The 11626-nt window shown below is 67.3% G+C and carries 14 protein-coding genes; 6 read left to right on the forward strand and 8 right to left on the reverse strand.

The genetic code is table 11. The annotated features are described in order from the left end of the window. Both AC3EO7_RS02220 and AC3EO7_RS02225 read right to left on the reverse strand, forming a co-directional pair. On the reverse strand, positions 1-832 hold an 832-nt coding region (locus AC3EO7_RS02220), incomplete at its 3' end, for a MerR family transcriptional regulator (protein WP_435590322.1). Between the two features lie 444 nt (positions 833-1276). Then, entirely contained in the window at positions 1277-2140 is an 864-nt protein-coding gene (locus AC3EO7_RS02225) for a sigma-70 family RNA polymerase sigma factor (protein WP_431964591.1), read from the reverse strand. A 75-nt stretch (positions 2141-2215) separates the two neighbouring features. On the opposite strand from AC3EO7_RS02225, the gene AC3EO7_RS02230 reads away from it, so the two are divergent. The 3 genes from AC3EO7_RS02230 to AC3EO7_RS02240 are packed head-to-tail and all read left to right on the forward strand — an operon-like array spanning position 2216 to position 3072. After that, the gene (locus AC3EO7_RS02230; RefSeq protein WP_431964593.1) at positions 2216-2596 is read left to right on the forward strand and encodes a DoxX family protein; all 381 of its coding nucleotides are present in this window, start codon (positions 2216-2218) and stop codon (positions 2594-2596) included. Positions 2597-2635: 39 nt separating this feature from the next. Then, positions 2636-2773, forward strand: a complete 138-nt coding sequence (locus AC3EO7_RS02235) for a hypothetical protein (RefSeq protein WP_431964595.1) — start codon at positions 2636-2638, stop codon at positions 2771-2773. Next, the gene (locus AC3EO7_RS02240; RefSeq protein WP_431964597.1) at positions 2770-3072 is read left to right on the forward strand and encodes a Rossmann-fold NAD(P)-binding domain-containing protein; all 303 of its coding nucleotides are present in this window, start codon (positions 2770-2772) and stop codon (positions 3070-3072) included. Before AC3EO7_RS02235 ends, AC3EO7_RS02240 begins: the two co-directional genes overlap by 4 nt. 140 nt (positions 3073-3212) lie before the next feature. On the opposite strand, the gene ychF is transcribed toward AC3EO7_RS02240, so the two are convergent. Beyond that, entirely contained in the window at positions 3213-4292 is a 1080-nt protein-coding gene (gene ychF / locus AC3EO7_RS02245) for a redox-regulated ATPase YchF (RefSeq protein WP_431964599.1), read from the reverse strand. A gap of 216 nt (positions 4293-4508) precedes the next feature. Further along, entirely contained in the window at positions 4509-5081 is a 573-nt protein-coding gene (locus AC3EO7_RS02250) for a TetR/AcrR family transcriptional regulator (RefSeq protein ID WP_435590323.1), read from the reverse strand. A gap of 77 nt (positions 5082-5158) precedes the next feature. On the opposite strand from AC3EO7_RS02250, the gene AC3EO7_RS02255 reads away from it, so the two are divergent. Further along, positions 5159-5791, forward strand: a complete 633-nt coding sequence (locus AC3EO7_RS02255) for an NAD(P)-dependent oxidoreductase (protein WP_431964603.1) — start codon at positions 5159-5161, stop codon at positions 5789-5791. A 106-nt stretch (positions 5792-5897) separates the two neighbouring features. Here AC3EO7_RS02255 and AC3EO7_RS02260 read toward each other — a convergent pair whose 3' ends face one another. Beyond that, complete coding sequence (locus AC3EO7_RS02260; protein ID WP_435590324.1) at positions 5898-6818, reverse strand: quinone oxidoreductase family protein; 921 nt, start codon at positions 6816-6818, stop codon at positions 5898-5900. Positions 6819-6992: 174 nt separating this feature from the next. On the opposite strand from AC3EO7_RS02260, the gene AC3EO7_RS02265 reads away from it, so the two are divergent. Beyond that, entirely contained in the window at positions 6993-7829 is an 837-nt protein-coding gene (locus tag AC3EO7_RS02265) for a helix-turn-helix domain-containing protein (RefSeq protein WP_435590325.1), read from the forward strand. A 10-nt stretch (positions 7830-7839) separates the two neighbouring features. Continuing rightward, positions 7840-8262 carry a VOC family protein gene (locus AC3EO7_RS02270; protein WP_435590326.1) on the forward strand — a complete coding sequence of 141 codons (423 nt, stop codon included), beginning with the start codon at positions 7840-7842 and terminating at the stop codon, positions 8260-8262. Between the two features lie 2 nt (positions 8263-8264). Here AC3EO7_RS02270 and AC3EO7_RS02275 read toward each other — a convergent pair whose 3' ends face one another. From AC3EO7_RS02275 to AC3EO7_RS02285, 3 genes are all read right to left on the reverse strand, one after another. Next, a complete protein-coding gene (locus AC3EO7_RS02275) occupies positions 8265-9077 on the reverse strand; it encodes a carbohydrate ABC transporter permease (protein ID WP_431965365.1) in 813 nt (270 codons plus the stop codon). Positions 9078-9244: 167 nt separating this feature from the next. Further along, positions 9245-10147, reverse strand: a complete 903-nt coding sequence (locus AC3EO7_RS02280) for a carbohydrate ABC transporter permease (RefSeq protein ID WP_435590488.1) — start codon at positions 10145-10147, stop codon at positions 9245-9247. Between the two features lie 62 nt (positions 10148-10209). After that, positions 10210-11607, reverse strand: a complete 1398-nt coding sequence (locus AC3EO7_RS02285; protein ID WP_435590327.1) for an ABC transporter substrate-binding protein — start codon at positions 11605-11607, stop codon at positions 10210-10212. Positions 11608-11626 lie beyond the last annotated feature (19 nt).

Below are 11626 nucleotides of genomic sequence, written 5' to 3' on the forward strand. Positions count from 1 at the left end.
GGGTGCGATCGGCAGCCAGGAACCGGTCTACCGCTTCGATGTCGTCGTCGCCGGTTTCGAGCAGGCGCTCGTTGAGGATCGGTATCGAGCCGTCCAGCCAGGCAGGGCGTTCGCCGTTCGCGGGCAGCAGTTCGTGTCGTTCGACGAATTGTTCGGCTAGGTGACGGACCGATTCTCGCAAGGCGCTGACGACTACTCCTTCGGCCAGGCCGGTCAATTCCTGCAGGAGTGCCCGGATCCGGTCGAGTTGGTCGGTCTCGGAGCTGTCGGCCTGGATGCGAGGCCACAGCGTGCGCTCGAAGATGTCGCCGAAGTCGGCTGCGATCTGGTCGGTGTGTGCACGTAACTGGACGATCTGGTCGAGCACCTCACTCGGCGGTAAATCGAGTTCGGCGACCCGCAGGCCGCTGGTGAGCGCCCAGCGTCGCGTCTGCGGCCGGCCGCGCCTCCACCGGATCAATCCGAGCTGAGTTGCCTTGCGCAGCAAGCTGGGTCGCAGACCTTTGGGCTTGATCATCAGTCGGATATCTCCCAAGCCGAGCGGTACCCAATCTTCGGGCCCGCCAGGCAACGCGAGCAGATCGGCGACTGTCGCCCCCTGCTCGCGTGCGGTCAACAGTTCGGCGATCGAGGTGAGTGAGAAGCCGCGGTCCTGCAGGCGCTGCACTAATTCGAGACGTTGCAGGTGTGAGCTGTCGTAGCGCGCGGTGCGGCCGACTCGGCGTGGTGCATGCAGCAACCCCTTCGACTGATACATGCGCACGGTGCTGGTCGGCACTCCGGCCCGCGCGGCGACCTGCTCGACGGTGAGGTCGGTATCGGTCGTTCGCATGAGTCAAGCATCGCGGGATCAAACTTCGCTAGTCAATACTGTTCTAGTAAATGCTCGAATAGTCACAATTGAGGACTGCCGCAGGGGGACGGATCCTCATACCTGTTCACAGCCAGTGGTTCGACCAGGATCGAACGTCCTGACATGCCGCATACCGCGCTGACCGAACCGGCCAGCGGACGGTGCTGACGGAGCGACTGAGCCCCCGCCCGGATACCGGACGGGGGCTCAGCAGAGTCTCTACCAGCAGCGATACCTGCGCTGCCCTACTTCTTCGCAGAGGCTAATCCGCTTCGGAACTCGACCCCCTTGACATCCAATATCTGCACGTCAAGCGCCCTGTCCAGAGCCTGGGTCGAGTTCCGAAGCCGAATAACTTCTACACGCAACTCTCTGACCCCAGCCGCCGCCGCTGCGACCATTCGCGGCGCGTTCGAACTCGGACTATGGCGCCGTGAATTCTATCCTCGACAATCGGTCGTCGTCCGCGACCGCGGTGATCTCCGCGATGCGCTCGCCCGCGAATCGCAAGGTCATGACCAGCATCAGCATGCCGCGCGGGGCCAGGACCATGCCCGGCTCGCCGTCGAGCATGATCGCGCGGGCAGGCCGCGCCTTTCCGCAGAACGCTGCGGCGAGGTCTCGGCCGCCGTCGAAGTCGGTTCCCGCTCCCAGCAGGCGGGCGGCTTCGTCCGTGCGGTAGGTCGCGTCCGGGTCGAGCATTGCCAGGAGCGCCTCGAACTCACCGTTCTGCGCGGCCCGCAGGAACGTCTCGACGGCGCGGTATCGCCGCATCCGGTCGTCGCTGTCCGACTCGGAGTTCCCTCGCACCCGTCGACGCGCGCGGCTGGCGATCCGCTGCGTCGTCTCGGGGCTGCGGTCGACGATCGGGGCGATGTCGGCGAACGATACGGCGAACAGGTCATGCAGGACGAAGGCGATACGCTCGGTCGGAGACAGCCTGTCCAGCACCACCAGCAGCGCCAAGCCGACAGAGTCCGCCAGCAGGGCCTCCTCCTCGGGATCGGCCCCAAGCCGCGCACCGAATCCTGCGTCGTGTTCGTCGAGGAAGTCCTCGCGGCGCGACTCGCGGGACCTGAGCATGTCCAGGCACACCCGGCCTACCACGGTCGTCAACCAGCCAGGCAGGTTCGCGACGTCGCCGGTGTCGGCCCCGTCCGCCTTGAGCCAGGTCGTTTGGACGGCGTCGTCGGCCTCGCTGAGCGACCCCAGCATCCGGTAGGCCACCGCCCGCAGGTGGCTCCGATGCTCCTCGAAGCGCTTCGCGAGCAGTTCGTTTCCGTTCATGTGTCTGGTTTCCTCGCCGTCACCCGTCAGAGAAGCAGGAAGCCGTTCCGACATGAATATTGGAGGCAGTAAATCATGAACGTCGCCCTGTGGATCGTGGCCGGGGTGCTGGCGGCCGTGCTCCTTGTCAGCAGCGCCAAGCTGGTGATTCCCAAAGAGAAGATTGTGGCCGCAGGCGACTACGCCGCGTGGGCAAAGGATTTCAGCCCGGGCACCCTGAAAGCTCTTGGAGTCGTGGACCTTCTGGGCGCGGTAGGGCTGATCCTGCCCGCCGTGCTCGACATCGCACCGATCCTGGTTCCGGTGGCGGCGACCGGCACGGCCCTGCTTTTCGCCGGGGCGATCATCGTGCGGCTCCGGCGCGGTTTGTGGACGACAGCCATCGCCGAGGTGCTCTACCTGGCCATAGCCGTCTTCGTGGCCTGGGGCCGTTTCGTCCTCGAGCCCTTCGCCTGACTCGGCTCCAATGCCGCAACCACTACAAAGGAGAAACACATGACCACGCACCCGACCTCGGCGCTGATCACCGGCGGCAACAAAGGACTCGGCCTGGAGACCGCCCGCCGACTCGGAGAACTGGGCTGGACGATCTTCCTTGGCTCGCGTGACCCTGGACTCCTATTGGATCCATGATGATCGCGACCGACCCCACGCAGCCCCCCGCGACATTCCACGAGCTCGCCTACAGCTCCTCCAAAGCCGCACTGAACATGATCACCATCAGGTACGCCCAAGCCCTCCCTGAGATCAGATTCAACGGCCTCACACCTGGAGAAGTCGCCAACCGCAAATACACCGCCACCGACATCAACAATCACACCGGCCAACTGACCGTCACCGAAGGCAGTGACCCGATCATCGAACTCGCGACCATCGGCGCCGACGGACCGACCGCAACCTTCATCGACCGCCTCGGCCCCGTTCCCTGGTAATTGCCCGTGTACCGCGCCCACCGAACCAGCCAACGCGCGGCCCTGTCGAAACGCCTGAGCCCCCACCCGTCCGCGGGATGGGGGCTCAGCAGAGTCTCTACTGGCAGCGATCGATCAGGCGACCTACTTCTTCCCAGAAGCTATACGTTGAAGCGGAACTCGACGACGTCGCCATCTGTCATGACGTAGTCCTTGCCCTCCATGCGGACTTTGCCCGCGGCCTTGGCGGCCGCCATGGATCCCGCTTCGACCAGGTCGTCGAAGGCGACGATCTCGGCCTTGATGAAGCCGCGTTCGAAGTCGGTGTGGATGACGCCCGCTGCCTTGGGGGCGGTGTCGCCCTGGTGGATGGTCCAGGCGCGGGATTCCTTAGGGCCTGCGGTGAGGTAGGTCTGGAGGCCGAGGGTGTGGAAGCCTGCGCGGGCGAGGGCGTGCAGGCCGGGTTCGGTCTGGCCGATGGATTCGAGGAGTTCCATGGCGGATTCGGTGTCGAGCTCGAGGAGTTCGGCTTCCACCTTGGCGTCGAGGAAGACGGCGTCGGCCGGCGCGACGGAGGCCTTCAGTTCGGCGACCTTGGCCTCGTCGGTGAGGACGGACTCGTCGGCGTTGAAGACGTAGAGGAAGGGCTTGATGGTGAGCAGCGAAAGCTCTTTCAGCAGTTCGGTGTCCACCTGATCCTGCGCGGCGAAGAGGGTCTTGCCGCTGTTGAGGATCTCCTGGGCCGTCTTGGCCGCGTCGGCGACCGGCTTGCGGTCCTTCTTGACCTTGGCTTCCTTCTCCAGCCGCACGACCGCCTTCTCCAGGGTCTGCAGGTCGGCGAGGATGAGCTCGGTCTCGATGACCTCGATGTCGGCGGAGGGGTCGACCCGGCCGTCGACGTGCACCACGTCGTCGTCGGCGAACACGCGCACTACCTGGCAGATGGCGTCGGCCTCGCGGATGTTGGCGAGGAACTTGTTGCCGAGGCCCGCGCCCTCGGAGGCGCCCTTCACGATGCCCGCGATGTCGACGAAGGACACGGTGGCGGGCACGATGCGCTCGGAACCGAAGATCCCGGACAGCTGGTCCAGCCGCGGATCGGGCAGCGGGACCACACCGACGTTCGGCTCGATGGTCGCGAACGGGTAGTTCGCGGCAAGCACGTCGTTCTTGGTCAGCGCGTTGAACAGCGTCGACTTTCCGACGTTGGGCAGGCCGACGATTCCGAGGGTGAGACTCACGAGGTAGAGAGTCTACGCGGCGCGGACCTGCGCCCTGCTCGCGCCTGCCGCATCGTTCCGGCGGACGCCGGAGCCGCGCCGCCGACCGGGACCGTGGCATCACACCGACACCAACCCGCCGCGCGCGCACCACTCCACCGGCGCAACTCGCCTCCGACGTCGGCAGATCGACCTTCCGAAGCGCCGATAGACAGGTGACCAGGCAAGCCCGGCGTCCTACAGAGCGCGAGCCAGCGTTCGCGCAACGCTGCGGGCCAGCTCGTCCGACGCGGCGGCCGCCTCCGGTCCACCCTCGTAGTACCGCAGGAACGCCTGATGGAAGCAGGCGCCGTCGAGCAACGCCGCTACCGTCTCCACCTCGACGCCGTCACCGACTCGGCCCAACCCTTGCTCCGCGCGCAGGTACGCCGCGATGCCCTCGATTGCCTTCCCCGGACCCGCGCCGTGCCTGCTCATCGCGTCCCGATGCGCCGCCATCCGTTGCGGCTGCGCGAGCAGACCACCGAGCAGCGGCAGCGACTGCTGATAGAAGTTCAGCGCACCGCGAGCCAGAGTGGCGAGGTTGTCCTCAACGGTGGCCGCACCCGGCACCGGGTACGCCTCGGCCGGGCTCGGCATGCGATGCCGCAAGACATTGAGAATGATGTCTTCCTTGTCGCTGAAGTGCTTGTAGAGCGCAGCTTCGGAGTATCCGGCCGCCTTGGCGATTTCCTTGGTCGTGGCGTGCACGACGCCACGGTTACGCATGATCTCGGCGGCGGCGTCGAGGATCTGGTCGCGAGTCCCCACGAATCTCCCTCTTGACAGGTTAGTAAGTGCTCACCCAGTATAGGTGAGTAAATACTCACCAACCACAGGGGTCAGATATGCGACTCACCATCTTCGGGGCCAGCGGCGGTACCGGCGGACGCCTCGTCCAGCAAGCACTGGCGCGCGGGCATCAGGTCACGGCCGTGGTCCGCACGGCGCACGACCTTCCGGACCACCCCGAGTTGCGCGTGATTACGGCGGATGTGATGAACCCCGCCGATATCGCGACCGCCATCCAAGGGGCGGACGTCGTACTCGACTCGATCGGATCGCGTGACACCGGACCGACCACGGTTTCCACCGACGCCGCGCTCTCCATCGCGAAGGCCATGGAGTCGACGGGGGTCCAGCGCCTGATCCTGGTCAGCAACAGCGCCAGGATCGCCGGGCCGGGCGACGACTGGTTCACCCGATTCGTGGTGAAACCGCTCATCCTGCGCCGACTACTACGGCACAGCCTCGCGGACATGGCGGCGGCCGAACAGGTGGTGCGCGATACCGACCTGGAGTGGACCATCGTCCGTGCGCCTCAGCTGACCGACAAGGCCGGAAAGGGTTCGTATCGGACGGCGCTGGACCGCAACGTCACCTTCGGCATCCGTATCAGTCGCGACGATCTGGCCGCGTGCATGCTCGATCTGGCGGCCGACCCGCGGACGATCCACCGGCACGTCAACGTCGCGAGCTGACGGGCACGCGTCGGCTGGCATGGGCCATGCGGCCGTGCCGATCAGGGGACGATCACGATGTCGGCCGCGCATTTCCGGTGCGTCCGACAGGTGATCGGCGAATCGATCAGGGAATCAGTACGACTTTGCCGAGGTTGCCGCGGCTTTCGATCACCGCGTGCGCTGCCGCCGCGTCCTCCAGCGCGAATTCCCCGTGCACCACCGGCCGCACCTGCCCGGACGCGAAGTACTGCCACAGCTCCTGCCGCCAGTGCTCGTACACCTCCGGCGTCTCGCGTGCGACCCGCGCCATCTGGAAGCCGATCACCGACTTGGCGCCTGCCAGCAGGTCGTAGGCCTGGATGACGCCGCCGCCGGAGCTGTAGGCGACGAGACGTCCGCCGGGCGCGAGGGCGGCGAGGGCGGGTCCGAGCAGTTCACCGCCGACGGCGTCGAGGACGTAGTCGACGGGCTCGCCCCACGACCGGTCGTAGACGACCACGTCGTCGGCGCCGAGTTCGCGCAGGAAATCGCCCTTGGCCGGGTCGGAGACGGCGGCAACCACGCGCTTGGCTCCACGCACCCGCGCCAGCTGCACGGCCAGGTGCCCCACACCGCTCGCCGCGGCGGTGACCAGCGCGGACTCACCGGACGCCGGCTTCGCGGCATCGAGCGCACCGAGCGCGACGAGGCCGCTGCGCACCAGCGCGACCGCGTCGACGGCGGAGGCGCCATCGGGAATGGGCGACGCCATGTCCTGGCGCAGCAGCGCGTACTCGGCGTAGCCGTGCCCGAAGCACAGGCCGGTGACGCGATAGCCGGGCGCGAAGTCGGTGACGCCCTCCCCCACGGCGATCACTTCGCCCGCGATCTCCCCGCCCAGCGGGATGGGCTCGCGCTGTTCGCGCACCTTCCGCACCACCGGCAGGGTCACGCCGATCGCGTGCACCTTCACCAGCAGTTCGCCGGGTGCGGGCGCCGGTGTCTCGGCCGACTCCAGCCCGAGCACTTCGGGACCACCACTGCGCTCGTATCGGATTCGACGCATGACACCTCCACTCCTCATCTGAAGGCGTAAAGGTAACCGGCCGACAACCCGAACTCACATACTCGAGGCCACCCGTGTGCGCGATCTCACCGCACCCCGAACCGCTGCGTGTGTCACGTTTGCGGGCCGGAAGATCGGTAGGCGGACGACCCGCGCGGGCGTACCGTGACCCGTATGGAGCCGACCACGGAGGTGGTGACGGCCCGACCGGCGCCCGCGCTGGCGGCCTTCATCGATCACTACCTCGGCTACCGGATGACCGGATACGCGCCCGGCCTGCACCGGGGAATGCCGTCGCGCCATCTGACCTTCATCGTCGCCATCGGCCCGACCATCGATGTGGTCGCGCAGACCGATCCGGCCCAGCATCCGCGCGACTATCGCTGCGTCCTCAGCGGATTGCAGGCGAGTTCGGCCGCTATCGCACACACCGGAAACCAGGAGGGCGTGGCCATCGCGCTCACCCCGCTCGGCTGCCGGACGCTGTTCGGGCTGCCCGCCGCGGAGATCTGGAACACCTCGCTCGAATGCTCCGAACTCGCGGGACCGATCGGTGACGAGCTGTGGGAGCGTCTTCAGGGCGCGGCGCCGTGGGCGCGGCGATTCGCCGTCTGCGACGAGATCCTCACCCGCATGGCCTGTCCCGACCGGCTCGTCACTCCGGAACTCACCTGGGCTTGGCGTGCCGTGGTCGCCAGCGGCGGCACCGCGAGCATCGGTCCGCTGGCCGATCGCATCGGCTGGTCCCGCCAGCATCTGACGCGCAAGTTCGGCGCGGAGTTCGGTCTGAGCCCGAAGCTCGCCGCCCGCGTCACCCGTTTCGAGCGAGCCAGGCGGATGCTCGAGCACACACCCTCGTTCGTCTCCATCGCTCAGGTTGCCGCGACCTGCGGATATTACGACCAGGCCCATTTGAATCGCGACTTCCTCGACCTCGCGGGATGCAGCCCGACCACCTGGTTGGCCGAGGAGATTCCATCCGTCCAAGACGAGCCAGGGGTCGGCGGATGAGGCTGGAACCATGACGAATCCCACGACAGCAGACACCACCACCCGCACCGCGATCTGGCCCTGCCTCGCCTTCCGCGACGCCAGGGAGATGACTGATTTCCTGATGAACGCCTTCGGCTTCCAGGTCTCGGCCAGCTACGCCCGCGAGGACGATCCGTCGATCGTCGAGCACGGCGAACTGCGCTGGCCGCTCGGCGGCGGCATCATGTTCGGCACCGCGGGCAAGGACGACACCCCGTTCGGGCAGCGGAGGCCCGGCAACGACTCGATCTACGTCGTCTGCGACAAGCCCGACGATCTCTTCGAGCGCGCGACCGCCGCGGGCGCCGAGGTGGTGCGCGGCCTGCGCGACGAGGACTACGGCTCGCGCGGCTTCACCGTCCGCGATCCCGAGGGCAACCTCTGGAGCTTCGGCACCTACTGGGGCGAATAGCGCTACCGTCCGCCGAAGCCGGACATCGCGATGCCGCGGAGGAAGGCGCGCTGACCGATCGCGTAGACGGCGAGCAGGGGCAGCAGGATGACGACGGCGGCCGCCATCAGGAGCGGCCACTGCGAGTAGTACTGCCCCTGCAAGCGGACCAGCCCGAGGGTGGCCGTCGCCAACTCGTTGCGCTGGATCATGACCAGCGGCCAGAGGAAGTCGTTCCACACGGTGATCCAGGTGAGCACCGCTAGCACCATGAGCGCCGGGCGGGTGTGCGGGAGCAGCACGCGCCAGTACACCTGCCAGGTGGAACAGCCGTCGAGAATGGCCGCCTCCTCCAATTCCGTTGGCAGCGTGCGGAAGAACTGACGCATCAGGTAGGTGCCGAAGGCGCTGCCGAACAGGCCGGGCACAATCATCGACCATGCGGTGTCCACCCAGCCGAAGGCCCGCATGAGCAGGAACTGCGGGATGACCGTGACGGTGAGCGGCACCATCAGTGTCGCCAGGTAGGCGAGGAACAGTGCCTCGCGCCCGCGAAAACGCAAGCGCGCGAACGCGTATCCGGCCAGCGAACAGAAGAACACCTGCCCCGCGGTCACGCATATCGCGTAGACGGTGGTGTTGAGCAGCATGCGTCCCATCGGCAGCAGCTCGAACACCCTTCCGTAGTTGGACCATTGCGGATCCGCGGGCAACAGAGTGGGTTCGGTGATCTCTCCGTCGCGCTTCAGCGAACCCGACAGCGCCCACAGGATCGGCGCCAGCGCACACCACGCGACACCGACCAGCGCGGCGTAGATGCCGATACCGCGCACCAACCTGCGTACGGCCGCCCGTTCCGCGCGCCCACCCGCGTACTTTCCGGGAGTGTGCGGATCGGTCTCGTTTGCGACCACGCTCTCCCCCGCCCCGTGTGCGCAGGTGATCACAGCGGTCCCGCTTCGATGCTCGCCCGCCGACGCCCGCCGAACGATCCTGTACACGTTCACAGTTCGGTCTCCGCACGCCGGGCCAATCGCAACTGAACGATCGTGAGCGCCAACAGGATCGCGAAGATCACCCACGCCAATGCCGACGCGTAGCCCACCTCGTAGAACCCGAATGCGTGCTGGAACAGCATGATCCCGAGCAGATAGGTGCCCGTCTCGGGTCCACCGTTGCCGCCGGTGAGCGCGTACGCCTGGTCGAAGGCCTGCACCGAGTTGATGACGGTGATCACGAAGACGAACGACAGCGGCCCGCGGATCAGCGGCAGCGTCACCGAGCGGAAGCGCCGCACGGCGCCCGCGCCGTCGATCTTCGCCGCCTCGTACAGAGTTTCCGGCACGCCCTGCATGGCCGCGAGCAAGATGACGGTGGCGAAAGGCACGCTCTTCCAGACGGTCACGATGCTGAGCGAGACCAGCGCCCAGTCCGGGTCGGTCAGCCACGGCACCGGGTCGACGCCGAACCAGCCGAGCACGAGGTTGAGCAGCCCGTCGTCGGTGGTGAAGATGAACCGCCACACCACGGCCATCGCCACCGTCGAAGCCACCAGCGGCAGGAACGCGAGCGTGCGAAACAGGCCGATACCGGCCAGCTTTCGATTCAGCACGGCCGCGACGACCAAGCCGATCGCCACCGTCGGCAGCAAGGTCAGCACGGTGAACACCGCGGTATTGCGCATCGCTATCAGGAACAGCGGATCGGAGCCGAACAGCCTCCGATAGTTCGCCGTCCCGACGAACCGCGGCGGGCTGAACAGATCCCACGCGTGGAAGCTCAGATACAGCGAGAAGCCGAGGGGGAACAGCAGGAACACCAGCACCGCGGCCAGATTCGGTGCGATGAACAACCATCCGGCCCGCTCGCGCCGGCGCGCGAGCCGACCGGGACGCGCCCGGCGCATCGTCTTGTGCGGCGGAGTCGCCACACCCGCCTCGTCCAGTACCGCGTCGTCGACGGAGGTACTCATCGCGCCGCCAGCAACGCGTCGACGTCCGCGGCGAGCCGTCCACTCTGCGACTGCGCGGTCGCCGCACCGCGCAACACCCGGTTCCCGCCCCGTTCGAGCAGCGCCGACACCTTGCCCCACATCGGCGTCACCGGCAGCGGACGCGAACTGTCCGGACCGTCGGTCATCACCGCCAGATTCCGGATCTCGCGATGCGCCGCCGCGAATCCCGCTGTGGCCATGGCGGATTTCAGCACCGGCACGAACAGTCCGGACGCGGCGACGATGGCCTGCCCGACCGGTCCGGTCGCGAACTTCACGAATTCCCAGGCCTGTTCGATGCGCGGGCTGTCGGCGGCGATGGACAGGCCGGTGCAGCCGACATCGGTGATCGCCCCGGGTCCGCCGTGCGGGCCGACGGGCAGCACGGTCAGATCGATGGGAACGCCGTCGTTGCCTGCGAATTCGGAGTAGAGCCAGTGTCCGCCCAGCGCCATGGCCGCGCGGCCGCGCCGGAACAGGTCCGGCGCCGAAACCGACTGCTGGTCGGCGACTCTCGGCGCCACTCGATGGCGCACCGCGAGATCGGCATAGAACTGGAAGCCCTCCGCGAAGCGCGGGTCGCCGAGATTGGTGCGGGCCGGATTCACCGAGGGCGTGAACCATTCGGCGCCGTTGTTCATCCCGAAGCAGGCGGCCGAGAAGTACGGCACCCAGGCGTCGGCGAACCCCCACTGCCTGGTGCGGCCGTCGCCGTCGCGGCGGGTGAGCACGCGAGCGGCGTCGAGGAACTCGTCGAAACTCCAGGCGTCACGCCAGCGGGTCGGGGGCGTCAGCCCGGCGTCGGCGAACAGTGCGCGGTTGTAGTAGAGGAAGACGCCGGACCACTGCTCGGGCAGTGCGTATTGGCCGCCACCGTAGGTGAAAGTGTCGTACAGCGTGGGGAAACTGTCACGCCGCAGCTCGGCGGCGTACTCCGGTTCCCGGTCGAGCAGTGTGCGCAGATCGAGCAGCACGCCGCGCTCGGCCAGCCCCGCGTAGAGCAGTTCCCAGGCCATCAGCACGTCGGGGCATTTGCCGCCCGCGCAGTAGGTGAGCATCTGCTGCAACGGGTCCGGGCCCGACATGATGGTGCGCACCGGAATATCGGGATGCCGTTTCCGGAACTCTTCGATGATGCGCAACCGGACTCGCGCTTCCTCGGGGCGGGCCTGGAAGAAGAATGTCAGTGCATCATCGCCGGAGCCGCACGCGCCTGCCAGCAACGGGGCGGCGAGCGCCGAGCCGAGCAGGGTGCGCCTGCGAACTCCGCGCGGCGCGTCCGCGATCTTCGGCGGCCCGAGCGGGCGCGCGGGCGGGCACGGCGCGGGCGAACGCGGGATCGGATCCAGAACAGCCCTCCTCGGGGCGGACATGGAGTGTGACGAACCGCAT

The organism is Nocardia sp. bgisy118, assembly GCF_057708605.1.